Annotated in this window: 19 protein-coding genes; 10 read left to right on the top strand and 9 right to left on the bottom strand. The window is 50.2% G+C overall.

All coding sequences use genetic code 11. The annotated features are described in order from the left end of the window. Positions 1–214: 214 nt before the first annotated feature. The 6 genes from H8L32_RS08935 to H8L32_RS08910 form a co-directional block, all read right to left on the bottom strand. On the bottom strand, positions 215–1,450 hold the full coding sequence (locus tag H8L32_RS08935) for an alpha/beta hydrolase-fold protein (protein ID WP_186946849.1): 1,236 nt from the start codon (positions 1,448–1,450) through the stop codon (positions 215–217). Positions 1,451–1,721: 271 nt separating this feature from the next. Continuing rightward, positions 1,722–1,943: a hypothetical protein gene (locus H8L32_RS08930; protein ID WP_186946848.1), complete on the bottom strand. Its 222-nt coding sequence runs from the start codon at positions 1,941–1,943 to the stop codon at positions 1,722–1,724. 207 nt (positions 1,944–2,150) lie between these two features. After that, on the bottom strand, positions 2,151–2,888 hold the full coding sequence (locus H8L32_RS08925; RefSeq protein ID WP_186946847.1) for a LytR/AlgR family response regulator transcription factor: 738 nt from the start codon (positions 2,886–2,888) through the stop codon (positions 2,151–2,153). After that, complete coding sequence (locus H8L32_RS08920; protein WP_186946846.1) at positions 2,885–3,940, bottom strand: sensor histidine kinase; 1,056 nt, start codon at positions 3,938–3,940, stop codon at positions 2,885–2,887. The genes H8L32_RS08925 and H8L32_RS08920 overlap by 4 nt, the downstream gene beginning before the upstream one ends. An 81-nt stretch (positions 3,941–4,021) precedes the next feature. Continuing rightward, on the bottom strand, positions 4,022–4,624 hold the full coding sequence (locus H8L32_RS08915) for a hypothetical protein (RefSeq protein ID WP_186946845.1): 603 nt from the start codon (positions 4,622–4,624) through the stop codon (positions 4,022–4,024). A 66-nt stretch (positions 4,625–4,690) separates the two neighbouring features. Beyond that, entirely contained in the window at positions 4,691–5,323 is a 633-nt protein-coding gene (locus H8L32_RS08910) for a hypothetical protein (RefSeq protein WP_186946844.1), read from the bottom strand. A 315-nt stretch (positions 5,324–5,638) separates the two neighbouring features. Between H8L32_RS08910 and H8L32_RS08905 the strand changes: the two genes are divergently transcribed. Then, positions 5,639–6,412: a hypothetical protein gene (locus H8L32_RS08905; protein ID WP_186946843.1), complete on the top strand. Its 774-nt coding sequence runs from the start codon at positions 5,639–5,641 to the stop codon at positions 6,410–6,412. Between the two features lie 100 nt (positions 6,413–6,512). On the opposite strand, the gene H8L32_RS08900 is transcribed toward H8L32_RS08905, so the two are convergent. Then, the gene (locus H8L32_RS08900; RefSeq protein WP_329605167.1) at positions 6,513–7,841 is read right to left on the bottom strand and encodes an NAD(P)/FAD-dependent oxidoreductase; all 1,329 of its coding nucleotides are present in this window, start codon (positions 7,839–7,841) and stop codon (positions 6,513–6,515) included. 322 nt (positions 7,842–8,163) lie between these two features. Between H8L32_RS08900 and dusB the strand changes: the two genes are divergently transcribed. From dusB to H8L32_RS08860, 8 genes are all read left to right on the top strand, one after another. Then, entirely contained in the window at positions 8,164–9,174 is a 1,011-nt protein-coding gene (dusB, locus tag H8L32_RS08895) for a tRNA dihydrouridine synthase DusB (RefSeq protein WP_186946842.1), read from the top strand. Positions 9,175–9,254: 80 nt separating this feature from the next. Further along, positions 9,255–9,488, top strand: coding sequence for a helix-turn-helix domain-containing protein (locus H8L32_RS08890; RefSeq protein ID WP_110258221.1), 234 nt, complete (start codon positions 9,255–9,257; stop codon positions 9,486–9,488). A 47-nt stretch (positions 9,489–9,535) separates the two neighbouring features. After that, entirely contained in the window at positions 9,536–11,101 is a 1,566-nt protein-coding gene (gene purH / locus H8L32_RS08885) for a bifunctional phosphoribosylaminoimidazolecarboxamide formyltransferase/IMP cyclohydrolase (RefSeq protein ID WP_186946841.1), read from the top strand. A 91-nt stretch (positions 11,102–11,192) separates the two neighbouring features. Further along, on the top strand, positions 11,193–11,474 hold the full coding sequence (locus H8L32_RS08880) for a GIY-YIG nuclease family protein (RefSeq protein ID WP_186946840.1): 282 nt from the start codon (positions 11,193–11,195) through the stop codon (positions 11,472–11,474). Between the two features lie 530 nt (positions 11,475–12,004). After that, positions 12,005–12,547, top strand: coding sequence for a crossover junction endodeoxyribonuclease RuvC (ruvC, locus tag H8L32_RS08875; protein WP_186946839.1), 543 nt, complete (start codon positions 12,005–12,007; stop codon positions 12,545–12,547). A 160-nt stretch (positions 12,548–12,707) separates the two neighbouring features. Beyond that, positions 12,708–13,289, top strand: a complete 582-nt coding sequence (ruvA, locus tag H8L32_RS08870; RefSeq protein ID WP_186946838.1) for a Holliday junction branch migration protein RuvA — start codon at positions 12,708–12,710, stop codon at positions 13,287–13,289. A gap of 3 nt (positions 13,290–13,292) precedes the next feature. Beyond that, the gene (gene ruvB, locus H8L32_RS08865; protein WP_186946837.1) at positions 13,293–14,363 is read left to right on the top strand and encodes a Holliday junction branch migration DNA helicase RuvB; all 1,071 of its coding nucleotides are present in this window, start codon (positions 13,293–13,295) and stop codon (positions 14,361–14,363) included. Between the two features lie 148 nt (positions 14,364–14,511). After that, positions 14,512–15,336, top strand: coding sequence for a 2-keto-4-pentenoate hydratase (locus H8L32_RS08860; protein WP_186946836.1), 825 nt, complete (start codon positions 14,512–14,514; stop codon positions 15,334–15,336). 342 nt (positions 15,337–15,678) lie between these two features. On the opposite strand, the gene H8L32_RS08855 is transcribed toward H8L32_RS08860, so the two are convergent. Then, the gene (locus H8L32_RS08855) at positions 15,679–16,740 is read right to left on the bottom strand and encodes a porin (protein WP_186946835.1); all 1,062 of its coding nucleotides are present in this window, start codon (positions 16,738–16,740) and stop codon (positions 15,679–15,681) included. Between the two features lie 379 nt (positions 16,741–17,119). Next, positions 17,120–18,256 (bottom strand): porin, encoded by a 1,137-nt coding sequence (locus tag H8L32_RS08850; protein ID WP_186946834.1) that lies wholly within the window; start codon positions 18,254–18,256, stop codon positions 17,120–17,122. A 345-nt stretch (positions 18,257–18,601) separates the two neighbouring features. On the opposite strand from H8L32_RS08850, the gene coq7 reads away from it, so the two are divergent. Then, entirely contained in the window at positions 18,602–19,228 is a 627-nt protein-coding gene (gene coq7 / locus H8L32_RS08845) for a 2-polyprenyl-3-methyl-6-methoxy-1,4-benzoquinone monooxygenase (RefSeq protein ID WP_186947256.1), read from the top strand. Positions 19,229–19,258: the final 30 nt, after the last annotated feature.

The raw sequence follows: 19,258 nt of genomic DNA, 5'->3' as shown, positions 1-19,258 counted from the left end.
GGGGAAGGTTGGGATGGGGATGGGTTTCCGACGTAATTACATTTATCGTTAATCAACCGAAACCCATCCCCACCCTAACCCTCCCCTTGAAAGGGAGGGAATTTACTCGTTATTGTTTGTCAAGGACATTATTCCGGGCAGCAGTGCCGCGACGACAGAAATCCAGCGGCGTTCATGGCGCACTGAACAGATAATTAATTTCCGCGAATAGCCATCAGCGAGCCACGATGCCATTTAACTTATCCAGCTTCCCCCGGGCTTTGGAGCTGGCATCCAAATTCACGGCTTGTTGATACGCTTCCTTTGCCCTGGCCTGATCACCTGTGGCCTGGTAATAGTCGCCCATACCTTCATGCGACAAGGCATTGTGTGGATAGTTTTCCAGATTCGCGCTAAAAAAATCATGGGCATTCTTCAATTTTTTCTCACGTAAAAAATGCTGCCCCAGTCCATCCATCGTTTCCAGATCGGGTAAAAGCTGATAGCCCATATGCGCGCTGATTTTTTCAAATTGCTGCTTCATTTCACCTGCGCCATCTATCTTTGCGTCATACAAGCGCGCGAAATCGGCCAGCTTGTAAAAATCAAACAAGAAGTTCAAGCCGTCATACTCGGCCAAAATCGGAATAGAACCATGACCTTCGTCCGGGTAGTATTTCCACTTCCAGCGCAAGCCTTTTTGTGGATGGGCATCCAGTGTATCGACCAGTTTGAGTATGGAGCGGATATGCCTGCTTTCCTGATCGCTGCCAGATCTGACCTGATCCATAGACACGCCTTTGGCAAGCGTATTGGCAACCGTCAGATATAGCGATTTGTTAGCAAAGCGATTGTCCTTAAGCGCGACTTCCATTTGTTTGACCAGCAGTGCATTGTCCCACCACATGCTGGGGTCTATCGCCAGATAAGCATCGAACAATGCGCTGTGATTGATCAGATTATGTAACACCGTCAAGCCACCCAGAGAATGACCAACCAATACCCGATAGGGAGCCGCCGGATATTTTGCATTAATGTAAGGAATCAGTTCTTTTTCCAGATAGGCAGAGAAAGCCTCGCCGCCGCCAGAGTTTTCATTGATTTTTTCTGGCTGGGCATACGAACCTGCCTTGGTCGGTGTCAGTTCACGCTGACGGTTATTGTGGGTAACAGCAACCAGAATCATTTCGGGACAAGAATGGCCAATACCCCGGCATTTCTTTTCCATCAAACCCATCATCGAAAGAAAATGATCACTGCCGTCCAGTAAATACACAACCGGATAAACCGGCTTCTCCGGCCCCCGGCCAGCATCAGGCTTCGGAACGTACACCCAAATCTTTTTATCTTCGTTCAAGGCATTGGAGTGTATGGTTTCTATGGTGCCGACAACAATATCTTCGCTTTTTTCTCCGGCATGAACCAGTCCCGCCATAGCCAGCAAGAAAACAAATATTTTGATGTTGATCATAAAACGCTAAATCCGTTAAAGTTAGTCAAGCAAAGCCGCATACATTTTTTTATAGCATGTGAACCAGACTGCATTACCAACAATGTCACGTCAAGCAGATTTTAATGAGAATAGACGAAGCCAAACGCAGGCTGAAAACCAAGGTACGTGAATAGGAAGTGACGCGAGGGAAACTTCAGACGTTTATGGAAAAGGATAATCAGGATAAGCTGATATGGCACGCGATCAACATTACACGAATGCACGCTTGCCATGACCAGAAGTCAAGCATTTAGCCGTGGATGGAATCGTCCCGTTTGGCCGCCACACCCAAATTGACGCCAATCACGATGGTCACGATACTTGCAACGACAGACAAGCCCAGAAAGAATCCGGATACGAATTCTGACGTAAGACCCAAGACAGAAAAATCACTGTTCTTTGATACAAGGATACACAATAACGTGGACAGACCAGACAAACTGCACATCAGCGACAAGTTTTTGGTTTTCATGATTAAGTGATTCTGTGTAATTATTGACAATATTATATCTCATAAACATGCTTCGTCGCTAAATGCGATACCAGCGCGCCCCAAGGAGTCGCTGAGTAAGCGTAGCGAGCGATGTCAGTTTGAGTTGAGAAGCGCAGTCGTACTCAAGTACGACGAGCATCGCCGACTCAAAATGGCTTCGCGCAGTAGCTTAATCAGCGGCTCCGACTACATTTGGCGAAACTGGTGTTGATACGCCTGCGACACCGCCAGCCATTCATCCCCATTCTGCAAACGCAGGGCCAATCCCCCATCACTTCTTTGTACCGCATCAATCGCCGCCACACTGACGATATTGCTGCGTGATATCTGCCAGAATTTGTCGGCATCCAGTTGCGCTGTCAGGTCTTTGATGGTGGTACGGATATAGGCTTCGAGTCTGGCAGTGATGACCTTGGTGTATTTGGAATCTGCGCGAAAACACAGCACGTCGCTGACATTGATGAAGCGTATCTGGTTACCGACGGATGCCTGTATCCAGCGTAGTGCCTCCTGCGGTTTTTTGACTTGCAATGCTGACAGGTCAGCCGGTTGCTGTGACAGGCGTTGCCTGAGTCTTTGCACAGCCAGGGCCAGACGCCCTGCGTCCAGCGGTTTGAGCAGGTAGTCAACGGCACCCTGATCAAAGGCATCGACCGCATAATCATTGTGGGCTGTTAGAAATACAATATGGCAAGGATGCTGCGCCAGGCGAGCGACATCAATACCGCTTAAGCCTGGCATACGCACATCCAGAAAAGCAAGCTCGGGACGTAGTTCAGCTATCGCGTGCAGGGCCTTGATGCCATCATCCACAGTAGCGATGATGTCAAGTTCTGGCCACAGTTGCAGCAATGTGCTTTGCAGTTCTTGTCGCAAAATTGCTTCATCTTCGGCGATCAGTACTGTGGGGTTGTTGACACTCATGACAAACTGCCAGACGTGGCCGGCAAACAGATGCTCGCCCGTACACCACCAGACTCTTGCGGTTGCAACTGTAATTCTGCCTGTTCACCAAACAGTGCCAGCAATCTTTCCTGCACGTTCAGCAAACCCACACCGCTGCCCAGTTCATCCTGAAAACCACGGCCATTGTCGCTGACGGTGATCTGCAATTGCCCGGCATCGCTACTGGCACTGATATCTATGCGCACATCGCCGGGTTGTGGTTCTATGCCGTGTTTGATGGCGTTCTCCACCAGGCTCATCACGGCCAATGGTGGAATCAGACAAGCCCTGACATCAGCAGCAGCTTGCACCGAGAATTGAAAGCGCGGCCCCAGCCGTATCTGGAAAATTTGCAGGTATGCTGCAGCCCTGTCCAGCTCTTGCCCCAAGGTAGTGGTGTTCTGACGTATGTCGGGCATGGCAGCACGCAGATAGGCGATCAGATGGTTCAGCATCTGTTCGGCAAGGCCGGCATCCTGATGTATAAGGGCACGGGTATTGGCCAGGGTATTAAATAAAAAATGCGGTTCTATCTGTCCCTGCAAAGCGGCCAGCCTGGCTTCCAGCATTTGTCTTTCCACCTTGTACTTACTGGCCTCTGCTGCCAGGCTGGCCTGGGTACGACGCTTGATTTCCATATCCATGGCTGCCGGCAATACGGTGGCAAAGATAAATGCCAGTATGACGGCGGGCAGCAACCAGTTTGCATGACCAGTCGTCAAGGGTGGCCAGAACATGGCTTCAGCCCGCACCCCTGCATACAGAGACAGCAAGACAGACAACATCAGCACAAGCCAGCGCTGGCCGGCATGCTTAAACCACAGCATTCTTTGCGACAGACACAAACCCGCCTGCGCCAGCGTATATGCCAGCAATAGAGCCAGGCTATCTGCCAGCCAGGCAGAGCGGGTCGTGCTCAAACCTACATAAGCAAGCAAACCCAGCACCGCCACCATGGACAAGAATGGCCAGGTGGCGGCTGTGTTATCACTCTGTTGATCTTGATGAGATATCGCAATGTCTGTGTGCATCTGTCGTACTTGGCTGAAAATAAGTTGAAAAATAAGCTGAAAAATAAGCTGAAAAATAAGTCAGAAAAATCAACTGGAAAATTAGTCAGAAAAATTCAAATTCTGTATCGTACCAGTGACTGGGCCCATGGTGATTTTATTGGCGATGGGCTTGCTTTCCGGCACAAAAACACTAGGCTGCGCTTCGTTGAAAGTCATGCCTTTGACCAGCAATTTACCTTTATCCCTGATACCCACGCCCAGCTCCACTTTTTGTGCATTGGCCGGCACCATCAATCTGACTCTGACTGCTTCCCATGTATCACTTTTCCGGGCCCAGGAGGAAGCGATGGAGGTAGTACCTTTTTCATCCGTGGTTCTGATCCAGAATTCGTAACCACCCAGATCGCCTATATGCAGGGCAGATGCGGTAAAGAACATGATTTTCCCACGGTAGGCACTGGCATCAATCACTTGTGTGATGGCAGCAAAATCATCTGTAACGGTATCCTGTTTTGCAGCGATGAAGAAGGCGGGTTGCTCCGGGGTTCCTTGTGACTCATCCAGTCCGCTTTCATAATGGGTAGCGATCGCACCACTACCAATCCAGCCTTTGGGGATACCATTTTTGACCGGTCCGGCAAAAGAAAAGTTGACGGCAAACGCAACCATAAGTGCGGCGATGACGATTTTCCAGTGCTTCATGTTGACTCCTGTATTCATATAATCTGTGTGCATACCTGTATTGCGCACATGCGCAAGGTCGAAAAATTAGCCGCTAAAGTTCAGATTGCGGGGAGGATAGGTGGGTAAGCCCATGCGAAAAGCGGGCAATTCAACGGGATTGCTGACAGGTACAAAAGGTTTGCGCTCCAATTTAATATCCCTGACCCATATCTTGCCTTTGGAGGCAAGTGAGATACCGATGTCAAAATGCCGGTCTTCGTCACCTGAATCTTTCGGCAAATAGCTGATGATGGTAATCCGCTCCCACCCTTTGCTGTCCGGTATGCTGCGTGAGTTCAGCATCAGTTCCGGCAGGCTGCGTTTTTCTCCGGTAACGGGGTTTCTGCCTTTCAGATGGCGTAACCATACCCTGTTCTTTTCCGCCCCTACCGCTTTAGCCATCATGCTGAATTCAATCATGCCCCCTTCCCATTCTGCGGCATTCACTTGCTGCATCAAAGTCACGGTTTCATTGGTAGGCGTGTCTTTGCTGGCAATGACAAGCGCGGGATGATCAGGTGTACTTTCTGCCGGGTCTATTCCCATCTCATATTTATCACCCAGTGGTCCCCATAGTTGCCACCCCTCGGGCGCACCAAGCTTGATGCCATCTGCAAACGAGACATTCATGGCAAAGCCAATCAGGCAGGCTGCTGCTACTGCTTTCCAGTGTCTCATCACGTCTTCTCCATAAGAATGATTCAAGACTTGAAATATACGCATGCGAATTTTCCCTTACCTCTGGTTTGCGATGAATAGCGGGTGATGGTCGATCAGTGCCCGGAAATTTCTGACGGATGCATTTTGACAGGCGACAGAACAAAAAAAACGGCATTCTGGCATGGCAATGCGCCTAAAACATCATTTCCAGACACACAGGTTGACCGGGACAATAGAATTGGTGATACTGACAATGTTGAATAATTGCAAGCTTTACATAGTGTTTTCTAACGCAAATAAAACCAGTACATTTTAAATTTGAGGATTGAATTCGTGCGCGTCTTTTATCAATTCGATTTTGATACGCTATCCCGTAGCGTCAAAAAACAATTATTAAAGTCAGTTTTCAATCCTGATTACCTGGTGTATGCCGACACGACATCCAACAGAATCTGGTTCGGACTGAATGCATTGCTCATCCTCTTTTGCAGCATTCTGTTATGGCTGGTGGCATTTTCTGAGGCACTGGATGCATACAGCGCACTGTGGGAAGGCCAAAGGGCAATTATCTGGTATGCGCTGTTGTTGACAGGTGTTTTATATGGCGCACATGCAATCTGGCAACGCAATCAACTCAATAAGAAATTTCATTTTCTTCCCGGCTGTTATCTTTTTCCCCTGGCGATAGTCGATGCCAGGTCCTGGAAGATCAGCGTGTATGACCTTGCCCAACTGCGCAAGCTCGAAGTCACTCATAATGAAGTGAACGGCAAATACAAAAAAACCCTGTTCAAATTTAACTTCTACAATGGTTCGGCAAAAACTCTGGCGATCAAAGACAGGCATAAAGCTGAGCTTGTTTTAAACAATTTTAATTTATCACAAGGCGTCGCCCGCACGGCATTTCAAAACAGGGATACGTTAACGCTGAACGGCTTTGACCCATTTCTTGAAGTGCGAAAAGCGAAATGGGCCGGGGCCTTGAATAATACAAGAACCGGTGCAGAGAGAAAACTGCTGGACGCGATAGTCGATTTGAAATTGCCGTTAGCACTGATCGCCATTGCGTTGGCAGTTTTGCTTTGGTACGGCAAGAATGTCGCTTGAGGTATTACCGGGCCAGTGATAAAAGCCCCCTCGTTCCACGGCCAAATTTCAGGGGCAAGCAAGGTCCTGCCTCGCAAGGCAGGAACCCGTCTGCAAAAATTCAATGCAGCTTGATACGCGGATTGCGCACCCGGTCTATGGTTTCTGCCCAGGTTGACAGCCAGGTATGAAACAGGCCATTGACTGCCACCTGATGGTGCTTGTGCAGTGACCAGTACATCCATTTTGCCAATGTGCCTTCAATAAAAACTGAACCACTGGCCAGCGCACCCATCAGGCTGCCGACCGTACTGTAATTACCTAATGACACCAGTGAACCATGGTCTTTGTAGGTGAAGTCCAGCAGAGGCTTGCCCTGCAACTGACGCGTCAGCGACTTGGCCAGCAGGCTGGCTTGCTGATGGGCAGACTGGGCACGAGGAGGCACATTCGGCAAACCCTCGCCCTGTGGACAGGCGCAGCAATCACCCAGGGCAAAAATGGACGGATCACGGGTAGTTTGCAAAGACCGGTTGACGACCAGTTGATTGATGCGATTGCATTCCAGCCCATCCAGATCTTTTAAAAATTCAGGTGCCTTGATCCCGGCGGCCCACACCACGATACCGCTAGGGATGAATTTTCCACTGGCCATCTGCACACCGGATTTGGATACTTCGACGACTTTTTCATTGGTATGCACTTCGACCGCAATGCTGCGCAATTCACGGGCTACAGCCTCTGACAGGCGTTCCGGCAACATCTGCAACAGACGGGGCGAGGCATCGACGATGACGATCTTCAAGTCTTTTTCGGGATGGAAATTGACCAGACCATAACTGGACAGGATTTTGGTCGTCATGTGCAGCTCGGCGGCCAGTTCTACTCCTGTGGCACCACCACCGATGATGGTGACAGTAAAGCGCCCTTCCCCCGCCACCTGGTCCTGGGTTTGTGCGCGCAGACAGCAGTTGATGAGTTTCTGATGGAAGCGCTCTGCCGCTGCCAGGGAATCCAGCATGATGCAGTTTTCACGTGCGCCAGGTGTGCCGAAGTCATTGGTCTGGCTACCGAGTGCAATCACCAGGTTGTCATAAGGAATGGCCTGACGTGGCAGTAACTCTATGCCATTTTCGTCCAGGGTTGGTTCGAGATAGATTTCTTTCTTGTCGCGCGACAAGCCATCCATGCGGCCCAGTCGGAATTCAAAATGATTCGATCTTGCCAAAGCAAAATATTCGCGCTCGTCAGCATGGCTGTCGAGGGTGCCTGCGGCAACCTGATGCAATAAGGGTTTCCACAAATGGGTACGGCTGGCATCCACCAGTGTGATGACCGCCTTGCCTTTCTTACCCAGTTTCTTGCCCAGACGAACTGCCAGTTCCAGGCCACCTGCACCACCGCCAACGATGGTAATTCTATGTACTGCCTCCTTGTTTTGCACGCTCACGACAACTCCCTTAATATAGAAAAATGTATTCCCTTGACGACGATCAGCGAATCAAGGTCATGGGAATGCACTTTTGTCAGGAGTCAATATGACAAATGTAATTAGAGTATACACACATGCAGAGAAGTATAGACCGGTATCTCTCTTACTATAGTAATTTAGAAATGTAAGTCTAAAAGTATGATGATTTAGTCAAATTTATACTATCGCTTCAGCATGTCATATAGATAAAAATATTCCTTACGAGTGGTAACGATTTTGCCGAATATTTAAGCAGGATTCAGGTAGAATAGCGCTTCTTCGAATTTCCCCTTCCCTGATCGTGCAAATCGGCTCTTACGTGCTGCGTAATAATATTTTTGTTGCTCCCATGGCTGGTGTGACTGACAGACCTTTCCGTCAGTTATGCAAAGAACTGGGTGCGGGTTATGCCGTGTCTGAAATGGCAGCGTCCAATCCCAAACTTTGGGAAACAGAAAAATCCACGCGCCGTACCAACCATGAAGGCGAAATGGAACCCAAGGCCGTGCAGATTGCCGGTGCTGATCCGCAGATGCTGGCCGAATGTGCAAAGCATAATGTCGATAAAGGTGCGCAAATCATCGATATCAATATGGGTTGCCCGGTTAAAAAGGTCTGTAATGCCTGGTGTGGTTCTGCCTTGTTGCAGCATGAAAGCCTGGTCGGGCAGATACTGGATGCGGTAGTCGGCGCAGTCGATGTGCCGGTGACGCTGAAGTTTCGTACCGGCTGGGACAGGGCAAATAAAAATGCCCTGAACATTGCCCGCATGGCAGAAGCGGCTGGCATACAAATGCTGACCCTGCATGGGCGCACCCGTGCCGATGGCTACAAGGGTGATGCCGAATATGAGACCATTGCTGCCGTCAAGGCTGCAGTCAATATCCCCGTGGTTGCCAATGGCGACATCACGACACCGGAAAAGGCCAAATATGTACTGGAGGCCACTGGTGCAGACGCCATCATGATAGGCCGGGCGGCGCAAGGCCGACCGTGGATCTTTCGCGAGATCGCCCACTTCCTCAATACAGGACAACATTTACCTGCCCCTCTGATTTCTGAAGTTCGTGAACTCATGGATGCCCATTTGAAAGCGCACTATGCCTTCTATGGTGACTACCTTGGTGTACGAACGGCACGCAAACACATAGGCTGGTATGTGCAAGACCTGGTAGGTGGTGAAGATTTCCGGCAACAAATGAACTTACTGACAGACTGTGATGAACAACTTGCCGCCGTCAGCAGTTTTTTTGATCACATGGCTGGGGAGCGGTTACAATACCGCCCCTTTGAAGAAAAACTGGCAGCGTAAGGCGAACATCCTTTTGTCTTATCGTCCGTCATCCACGGACAAACCGCCGCCTGGCATAACCGAACAGTGATAAAAACAGCATGAGCAAAGATAGTATTCAAGACGCCGTCCATAAAAATCTGGAAAAATATTTCCGTGACCTGGGCGAGCAACCCGCATCCAATATTTACGACATGGTCGTGTTAGCCGTTGAAAAACCGATGCTGGAAATGGTCATGACGCGCGCCTCCAGCAACCAGTCACAAGCCGCCGATATGTTAGGCATTAACCGGAATACCTTGCGCAAGAAATTGCAGCAGCACGGTTTGCTCTGATCCATCAGCGAGGCTTGACACCGATTTCCTTACTCATACCAAAAATCATGATCAAACAAGCCCTCATTTCTGTCTCCGACAAGACCGGCGTGCTCGAATTTGCACGTGAACTGTCTGCACTCGGTGTCAAGTTGCTGTCTACAGGTGGCACGGCCAAACTGCTGGCCGATAATGGCCTACCAGTGACTGAAGTGGCAGACTACACCGGTTTTCCAGAGATGCTCGATGGCCGCGTCAAGACCCTGCACCCGAAAGTGCATGGCGGTATTCTGGCACGCCGTGATTTTCCTGACCATGTAGCAGCACTGGAACAACATGGCATCCCTACCATAGACATGGTGGTGGTCAACCTGTATCCGTTTCAGCAGACTGTCGCCAAGGGCGAATGCTCACTGGAAGATGCGATAGAAAATATCGACATCGGTGGTCCGACCATGTTGCGTTCTTCTGCCAAGAATCACAAAGATGTGACCGTCATTGTAGACCCTGCTGATTACGCAGTCGTGCTGGCAGAGATGAAGGCGAATCAGAACGTTGTCAGCTATGACACCAAGTTCACACTGGCAAAAAAAGTATTTGCTCACACCGCGCAATACGATGGTGCCATTACCAATTATTTGACCAGCCTGGGTGAAGACAAGGCGCACACCACACGCAGCCCTTATCCGCAAACCCTGAACCTGCATTTTGAAAAAGTACAGGAAATGCGTTACGGTGAAAACCCGCATCAGTCTGCGGCCTTCTATCGCGATCTGGAATCCCTCGAAGGCTCACTGGCCAACTACAGGCAATTACAAGGCAAGGAACTGTCTTACAACAATATCGCCGATGCCGATGCCGCATGGGAATGCGTAAAGTCTTTCGCCGAATCTGCCTGCGTCATCGTCAAACATGCCAACCCTTGCGGCGTCGCAGTAGCACCCACACCGTTTGAGTCGTATAGCAAGGCATTGCAGACGGATCCCACTTCTGCATTTGGTGGCATCATCGCCTTCAATCGCGAACTGGATGGCAAGGCAGCCGAAATCGTCGCCAAACAATTTGTTGAAGTGCTGATCGCGCCGTCCTTCACTGCGGAAGCAAAGCAGATTTTTGCAGCGAAACAAAACGTGCGTCTGCTGGAAATTTCCCTGGGTGCCGGATTCAATCAATATGATATGAAACGCGTTGGCGGTGGCTTGCTGGTGCAGGCACCGGATGCCAAAAACGTCTTGCAGGAAGAACTGCGCGTCGTCTCGAAATTGCAGCCGACCCCACAACAGATGGCTGACATGATGTTCGCCTGGCGCGTGGCCAAGTATGTGAAATCAAACGCCATCGTCTTCTGCGGCAATGGCATGACACTGGGTGTAGGTGCCGGCCAGATGAGCCGCATAGACTCTGCCCGCATCGCCTCCATCAAGGCGCAAAACGCTGGTTTGACACTGGCTGGTTCTGCGGTCGCGTCTGACGCTTTCTTTCCCTTCCGTGATGGCCTGGATGTTGTAGTGGATGCTGGTGCTACTTGCGTCATTCATCCCGGTGGTTCCATGCGTGACCAGGAAGTGATTGATGCTGCGGATGAACGTGGTGTCGTCATGGTCTATACTGGGACGCGTCATTTCCGTCATTGATGTGATATTGATGCGGTGTTGATCAATTAGCGATTCTGTTTAAAACGGCTCTGTTCAACTAGAGCCGTTTTTATTCCAAGCTTCCTATTCCATGGCTTACATTTATATCTTGGCAAGTGCCAGAAATGGCACTTTATATGTGGGTGTCACCAGTGATCTGATTGCACGTGTTTATCAGCATAAGCACGACTTTGTAGACAGTTTTACGTCGAAATATAAGATTCATCAGCTTGTCTGGTTTGAACAAGTCGATTCAATGCTTTCTGCCATTCAGCGTGAAAAACAAATCAAGGCCTGGAAACGGAAATGGAAGATCCGGTTGATTGAAGAAACCAATCCTTATTGGCGAGATTTGTATCTGGATATTGTTTGAGTCTGACAAGCATGCGATTTGTTAAATCACCTGAATTTAATTGACGTCGCTCCAGCGCAGGCTGGAGCCTAGCGGCGTTGGTTGGTCACTAATATCATTCGCAAATACTTTCAACGCCAACATACAAAAAATATCTTCGTGAACAATTAGCATCTCGGCATACCATAAACGCCGCTAGATTCCTGCCTGCGCAGGAATGACGAATTTGAGAGAGCTAACTTATTCAACCTGTCGGCATACAACGATACAAACCGGGCTAAGCACCATCCGCAAATGACCGGTCAAGTTAACGTCGCTCCAGCGCAGGCTGGAGACTACCGGGCTGGCGCTCCAGTGACGTTCGCCGCCTACGAGTACGATTCCAAAGCAATAACAACTCACAGCATGCAACGCACATCAATCACAAATAACAATAAAAAAGTAATCACCCACTCACATAAGCACAAATAAAAATCCACACTGATACGCTATACTCATCAGCAATACCTGCTCGGCAACATCAGACCCATCGATATCAACAAGAACACCTCATGAAAATCCTAGGCATAGACCCCGGCTTGCGTACCACCGGTTTTGGCGTCATCCATAAACAGGGCAGCAAACTGACGTATATCGCATCGGGGACCATCAAGACCATAGAGGGTTCATTGCCGGAGCGCCTGAAAACCATACTGGCAGGCGTGTCTGAAATAGTACAGACTTACCAGCCTGATTGTGCCGCCATAGAAAAAGTGTTCGTGAACGTCAATCCGCAATCCACCTTGTTGCTGGGGCAGGCGCGCGGGGCGGCCATATGCGCTTTGGTAGCGGCTGACCTGGCCGTGGCAGAGTACACGGCACTGCAGGTCAAACAGGGCGTGGTCGGTCATGGCCGTGCCAAGAAGGAACAGGTGCAGGATATGGTTCAGCGCCTGCTGGCCCTGTCAGGACTGCCTGGCAGCGATGCCGCTGATGCGCTGGGTGTGGCCATCTGCCATGCACATAGCGGCGATGCGCTGGCGACTTTGGGCGCACTGGCACCTGGTCTGGCAAAAAAAGGGCTGCGCGTCAAAGGTGGCCGCCTGGTGGGTTAGCGAGTTGGCGGTCTCATGGCAGACATGGTCGTATTTCTCTATCTCACTCTCACCCCGCGTTGCAGGCAGGTAATATCGTTATAAATTACTTGCGAGCCTCGTCAAACGCCCAAGAATCGTTTACTATCACTGCTTATTCATACAGTATGAAAGCAGTCTCATGATAGGTCGCATTGCAGGCACTCTGATAGAAAAGAATCCTCCGCAATTGCTGGTCGATTGCCAGGGCGTAGGCTATGAAGTCGATGTGCCCATGAGCACCTTCTATAATCTGCCTCATCTTGGCGAAAAAGTAATCTTGCTAACCCATCTCGCGATACGCGAAGATGCCCATGTACTGTTTGGTTTTGGCACGGCCGAAGAACGCACGACCTTCAAACAACTGATCAAGATCAGCGGCGTCGGTGCCCGCACTGCCCTGTCTATCCTATCCGGCATGTCGGTGGCTGATCTGGCGCAGGCAATTACTCTACAGGAAGCTGGGCGCCTGACCCGCGTACCTGGCATAGGCAAAAAAACCGCTGAGCGTCTGTTGCTGGAATTAAAAGGCAAGCTGGGTGCAGATCTGGGCACTGCCACTGCGGCCCTGGCAGCCGGCGACCATAGCGCCGATATCCTGAATGCCTTGCAAGCCCTTGGTTATTCCGACAAGGAAGCCTTGCTGGCCATGAAATCCGTACCCGCCGGCAGCGGTGTGTCTGACGGTATCAAGCTGGCATTGAAAGCACTGTCCAAAGGCTAAGCGATGACGATACAGACAGATAATCTTTCTTCCAACTTCAGCGAGCCGCGCATTATCTCGGCCACACCCAGCTCGCCCAATGAAGAGGCAATAGAGCGGGCTCTGCGTCCCAAGCAACTCGATGAATATGTCGGCCAGGAAAAGATACGAGGCCAGCTGGAAATTTTCATCACCGCTGCCAGGCAGCGTAGCGAAGCACTCGATCACACATTGCTGTTTGGTCCACCGGGCCTGGGCAAAACCACGCTCGCCCATATTATTGCCCGCGAGATGGGTGTCAACCTGCGCCAGACTTCCGGCCCCGTGCTGGAACGTGCGGGCGATCTGGCTGCCCTGCTGACCAATCTGGAAGCAAACGATGTCTTGTTCATCGATGAAATCCACAGGCTGTCACCGGTCGTTGAAGAAATTTTGTACCCGGCGCTGGAAGATTACCAGATCGATATCATGATTGGCGAAGGACCGGCTGCACGTTCGGTCAAGCTGGATTTACAGCCGTTCACCCTGGTGGGTGCAACAACCCGTGCCGGCATGCTGACCAACCCTCTACGCGATCGCTTCGGCATCGTCGCCAGGCTGGAATTTTATACACCGGAAGAATTAACCAAGATCGTTACCCGTTCAGCTTCACTGCTGAACGCTCCCATACAGGCCGATGGTGCCAGAGAAATTGCCAAGCGGGCACGTGGCACACCACGTATCGCCAATCGCCTGCTGCGACGCGTGCGCGACTATGCCGAGGTCAAGGGCAATGGCGAGATCACACGCCCCATGGCGGATGCCGCACTGAAAATGCTGGATGTGGATGCCGCTGGTTTTGATCTGATGGACAGAAAACTGTTGGAAGCCATACTCTTCAAATTTGGTGGTGGCCCGGTAGGACTGGACAATGTCGCCGCCGCTATCGGTGAAGAACGCGACACCATAGAGGACGTACTGGAACCCTATCTGATACAGCAGGGATTTTTACAGCGCACCCCCAGAGGCCGGATAGCGACTCCATCTGCCTATGAACATTTTGGTGTAACCATGCCCAGATCGGGCAATAACGGCGAATTATGGGGCGGTAGCTAAAGGCGCAGGCCTCTCTTTGGAATCATGACTGAAACTATGCAGCTGTATTGCCCGGACCTGACCGTAAGAACCATTCCAGAAACAGAAAGTGACGCACCGCAACGCCTTCCTGAACTTTTTTGTGCTCAAACCAACCAAACTTGATGCCATGTCCTTACAAGCCGAACACCATGCCTATGCCTTCCTTGAAGCCAGGGCGCGTTTCCAGCCTTTACCCCCACTGACTTCACAATTTGAACTGAGTATTCATGATGCCTATGAAATCGCCAAAGCTTCGGACAACATCCGCATAGCTGAAGGTGAAGTACGCATAGGCCGCAAGCTGGGCTTTACCAATCGCAAGCTGTGGTCCAAATACGGGACCAGAGAAGCCATACGCGCCCCTATCTGGAGCAGCCTGTTTGACAGTACCGTGCGCTTTGTTGAAGATGCCTATGTCTATCAAAGCCTGACTGGTGCCTTGCAACCACGCATAGAACCTGAGGTTGTTTTCAAGCTGGGCCGGACACCTGCGGCTGATGCCACCATAGAAGAATTGGCAGATTGCCTGGAATGGATGGCACACGGCATAGAAATCGTCGTCAGCCCCTACCCCGACTGGAAGTTTGAAGCGGCAGATGCCATTGCAGCACTTGGCCTGCACGGCACCCTGTTGATTGGCGAACCAAGGATACTGTCCAGTGCCAGCCGTCAGCATCTGGGAGAGGTGCTGGCAAATGCCAGCGTGTCTTTATCCTGCGACGGTTCTTTACTGAGCGCAGGTTATGGCAGCGATGTACTGGACAGCCCGCTACATGCCATCTGGTACCTGCATCGCCTGCTGCAAGAGCAACCACAGTTCCCGGCCTTGCAGGCGGGTGAGATTATCACCACCGGCACCTGGACCGATGCCTATCCGGTGCAGGCAGGACAAACCTGGGGCACGGCGTTTTCTGGCGTCCCCTTGCCTGGCCTGAGTGTCAGCTTCGCCTGACCTGCAACATCAGCCATTGAAGAAACTGGCGGCCAGCCCTGCGATCTGGCCGCATAAATGCTGACCATCCCGATCATTGATCACACACTGCCTGTTGCCAAACGCATCAAGCGCCCAAAGCCCTGCAACATCCTGCCCTGCACATCCACCATACGAAGTCGAAACGAATGTGTGTAAGCATACCTGCCTGACATAGGCCGCTTGCCGACACGCTTACAGCTACGCACAGGCACGCACTGGGACATATCAACGCAACATACAAACATTTCACAGAAAACAAAAAAGCACCCCGAAAGGTGCTTTTCTGACGTTTAATCCAAACTGACTTGCGTCAGCAAAGGATTAGAACTTGTGACGGATACCAACGTTAACCAGGCGTACATTCGCGCCGTTGGTTACTGGATGGAAAGTTGCAGTGGAATCTGCGCTACCCAGGTTGATGTTTGCGTCGTTAGTTGCGCGAGAGATCGAAGTGTACAGGTTAGTACGCTTGGACAGGGAGTATGTATAACCCACAGCCAGTTGTGAACCGTTTGCAGCTTTGATCAGGCTGTTTTGGTTAGTGGAACGGATGTAGCTAGCGATGATGTTACCAGCGCCGACAGGTACTGTCGCACCCAGCAACCATACGCGACGATCCAGAGCCAATACGCCAGATGCGTCATCTTTGATAGAAGAGAAACCAGCATGTGCTGTTACTACGTCAAAGTTGTATGTACCAGCCAGCAAGTAGCTCTTGGTTGCGTTGTTACCTGCAGCATTTTGTGCATTGCTGTAAGCCAGTTCAGCGAACAATGGGCCAGCAGAGTAAGCACCAGAGAAGCCCATGTAACGAGCAGCTGTGTTGTTACCGGCAACTTCACCGAAACCATAAGCAACAGTACCTGTGAAACCGCCCAGGTTAGCTGTGGAATATGTAGCGGAGTTGTTCATACGAACGCCACCGTGGTCGAAGTAAGCTGCAGCGCCCAGGCCGGAAGTACCGCTACCTGCTGTACCGCTAGTGATACCAGTGCTGAATGGATCGAAACTGTCGATAGCAACGAATGCTGGTGTGTATTGACGACCGAAGTTAACCGCGCCGAAATCACCAGACAAACCTACGAATGCTTGACGACCGAATGAACGGCCACCTTGTGCAGAGCTACCTGTATCTGCATTGATACCCATTTCCAATTGGAAATTGGCTTTCAGACCGCCGCCCAGATCTTCACTACCTTTGAAGCCCAAACGGGAACCGGATTGAATACCACTATCCAGAGCCAGAGTGGAGCCAGCAGGATCGCCAGTGTTTTGATGTTGCAAAGCCATATCTACAACACCGTAGATAGTTACGGAAGATTGTGCTTGCGCTGTACCAGCAACAGCAGCCAAAACTGACAGAGCGATGAGTGATTTTTTCATTGATATTTCTCCAAAGGATTTCACATTAATATGAACTACATTAAGCACATTTTCGCGCAAAACTGAGCCAAAACTTGATCGCACAAAACGCGCTAATTCTTATGAATCTACAAGACTGCTAAAAAGAAGTTAACGTATTTGACCAAAATTGGCCTTGGACAGCCAAGCTAATTCAGCTTCGGAGGAAGATATGGACAGAAAATGTCTCAAATAAGCAACAAAAATTGCTTATATTGACACATTTTTGGTGCTATTGATGCAACATTGCTGATGTGCAAAATCACTGAAAATCGTCTTAAAACCCATCTTTAACTGAAGAAAAACAAACTGCAAAGGTCGCCCCAGGGCGACCTTTGCATATACGACGATCAGCTTATGATCAGAATGCGTGCAATACACCTACTGCCGTACGCATCGCGGAACTGTTACCAGCACCGATGATGCCCAAAGCCAGAGATACGTCTTGTGCATTCACAGAACCGGCTTTTGCATATGTCAGGGATGCATAGGCTGTTGTGCGTTTGCTGAATGCATATTTGGCCAAACCGATGTACTGATCAGCTTTACCATCGATGTCGCCAGAACGCTTGGTGTTGTAATAAGCAGCTGTCAGTGTTGTCTGATCAGACAGGCTGAAGTCTGCACCCAGACCGATTACAGCAATCTTGCGGCCGTTTGCGCTTGGCAGGGCATCAATCTTGATATTACCGTCAACCTTGGTTTGCGCATAAGTACCGCGCAGCATTACAGATGGAGCAACTTTGAACTTGGCACCACCAGCAAAGCCTGTCATGAAAGCTGCATTCGCATTGTCTTTCATTTTTGCATAAGACAAGGCAGCACCGTTTGTACCGTCAGTGAAGAAACCGGACAAACCAGCGTAGTTGCTGGCTGTACTATCGCCAGCTTTTTCACCGAAACCGTACATCAGCGCGCCGCCGAAGCCAGACATCAGTGGAGAAACATATTTGATGGAGTTATTTTGACGCAGTGCTGAACCGCCCTGGTTAGTACCGAAACCACCGAAGAACGCGCCAGAGTTCAGTGCACTGAACATCACGTTAGGATTGGAACCTGCGTGTGCCAGGCTGATAGGATCAGCCAGACCAACAGAATCCACACCCAGAATATTGTTACGGCCCAAAGTAACGGAACCGAAATCACCAGACAGACCTACCCATGACAGGCGATCAAACAGGGATGTATTGTTACCAGTCTGGTTAAAAACATTACCGCCAAAACCTGCACCGGCTGTACCAGTGTCATTGGCCAATGTACCTTCCAGATTGAAGTTGGCTTTCAAACCGCCACCCAGATCTTCAGAACCTTTGATACCCCAGCGGGAAGTCAGCAATTGGCCTGCATCCATGGAAAATTTGGAGCCACCAGTAGCGGTCTGATTAGTAGTCGCTACCACTGCGGCATCGATAATCCCGTAGATAGTTACGGAGGATTGTGCAGACGCTGTCGCTGCAAATGCACTCAGAACTGCGAAAGCCAGTATCGTTTTTTTCATTTAAACAGTCTCCAAAATTATATGTTTTTACTGACCATCCGTTTTTCGCATGGTCATGCTTTTCTAATTTAGCCTTGCCAAGACTTCCAAACCTGCTGATTAAGAAGTTAGATTCCATTGAAACAAATTAAAACATTTAGGGCAAAGAGAATTTGCGAACGATCGTATTTAAGCAAATTTTATGTGGTGTTACCGCAACAAGGATCTTCTTTCCTATTATGAGAATCATAATTTTTCTGAAAGCCTTGATGCAAATCATGCAGTCAGGCAATGCCGCTGAAGCAAGCCATGTTCTGTCCTATAATTGTGATATTGACGCTTACTTCTCCAGACTTATTTATGAGCATTTTAGCAATCGACCATCTCATTCTCGGACTTGACCGGGCGTTACGCGTGGTGAATGGGCAGGCCCGTTCCAGGCGTGACAATCCAGCCCAGGGAATTGCCGAAGCAAACATGTCAGATGAAGAAAAAGCCCATAGCGCTGGTCTGATGCGCGTCAATCATGTAGGTGAGATTTGTGCCCAGGCCCTGTATGACGCCCAGGGCGCATTCACGAAAACGGAAGATATCCGTCAACAATTTCAACATTCCGGCATAGAAGAAGAAGACCACCTGGCCTGGACAGCAGGCCGCCTGAAGGAATTGAATTCGCATACCAGCCTGCTAAACCCCTTGTGGTACGCCGGAGCTTATGCAGTCGGTGCCCTGGCGGCAAAAAGTGGTGACAAGCTCAGCCTGGGCTTTGTCGTTGAAACCGAGCGCCAGGTAGAAGCGCATCTCGCCAGTCATCTGGATAAATTACCTGTGCAAGATGTCAGATCGCGTGCCATCGTGGAACAGATGCGTGTGGATGAAATTGCGCATGGCGCGGCAGCACAGTCGCTGGGTGCCAGTGAGTTGCCAGTCCCTGTCAGGGCGGGGATGAAATTCATGGCCAAAATAATGACGGCCAGTGCTTATTATATTTAAGGCACTTTGTCTGAACCTGCAGCTCAAGGC

Origin of the sequence: Undibacterium hunanense (assembly GCF_014284335.1) — a bacterium.
Classification (GTDB): Bacteria; Pseudomonadota; Gammaproteobacteria; order Burkholderiales; family Burkholderiaceae_D; genus Undibacterium; species Undibacterium hunanense.
The sequence above is the reverse complement of the archived record's forward strand: the minus strand, read 5'-3'. Positions and strand labels throughout refer to the sequence as shown.

Excerpts from the sequence above, each read along its gene's own strand:
- H8L32_RS08880 (WP_186946840.1), top strand. The coding sequence starts at position 11,193 with ATGGCTTACATTTATATCTTGGCAAGTGCCAGAAATGGCACTTTATAT.
- ruvB (WP_186946837.1), top strand. The coding sequence starts at position 13,293 with ATGACGATACAGACAGATAATCTTTCTTCCAACTTCAGCGAGCCGCGC.
- H8L32_RS08920 (WP_186946846.1), bottom strand. The coding sequence starts at position 3,940 with ATGCACACAGACATTGCGATATCTCATCAAGATCAACAGAGTGATAAC.
- H8L32_RS08935 (WP_186946849.1), bottom strand. The coding sequence starts at position 1,450 with ATGATCAACATCAAAATATTTGTTTTCTTGCTGGCTATGGCGGGACTG.
- purH (WP_186946841.1), top strand. The coding sequence starts at position 9,536 with ATGATCAAACAAGCCCTCATTTCTGTCTCCGACAAGACCGGCGTGCTC.
- H8L32_RS08890 (WP_110258221.1), top strand. The coding sequence starts at position 9,255 with ATGAGCAAAGATAGTATTCAAGACGCCGTCCATAAAAATCTGGAAAAA.
- H8L32_RS08860 (WP_186946836.1), top strand. The coding sequence starts at position 14,512 with ATGTCCTTACAAGCCGAACACCATGCCTATGCCTTCCTTGAAGCCAGG.
- H8L32_RS08925 (WP_186946847.1), bottom strand. The coding sequence starts at position 2,888 with ATGAGTGTCAACAACCCCACAGTACTGATCGCCGAAGATGAAGCAATT.
- ruvC (WP_186946839.1), top strand. The coding sequence starts at position 12,005 with ATGAAAATCCTAGGCATAGACCCCGGCTTGCGTACCACCGGTTTTGGC.
- ruvA (WP_186946838.1), top strand. The coding sequence starts at position 12,708 with ATGATAGGTCGCATTGCAGGCACTCTGATAGAAAAGAATCCTCCGCAA.
- H8L32_RS08855 (WP_186946835.1), bottom strand. The coding sequence starts at position 16,740 with ATGAAAAAATCACTCATCGCTCTGTCAGTTTTGGCTGCTGTTGCTGGT.
- H8L32_RS08915 (WP_186946845.1), bottom strand. The coding sequence starts at position 4,624 with ATGAAGCACTGGAAAATCGTCATCGCCGCACTTATGGTTGCGTTTGCC.
- H8L32_RS08930 (WP_186946848.1), bottom strand. The coding sequence starts at position 1,943 with ATGAAAACCAAAAACTTGTCGCTGATGTGCAGTTTGTCTGGTCTGTCC.
- H8L32_RS08850 (WP_186946834.1), bottom strand. The coding sequence starts at position 18,256 with ATGAAAAAAACGATACTGGCTTTCGCAGTTCTGAGTGCATTTGCAGCG.
- H8L32_RS08910 (WP_186946844.1), bottom strand. The coding sequence starts at position 5,323 with ATGAGACACTGGAAAGCAGTAGCAGCAGCCTGCCTGATTGGCTTTGCC.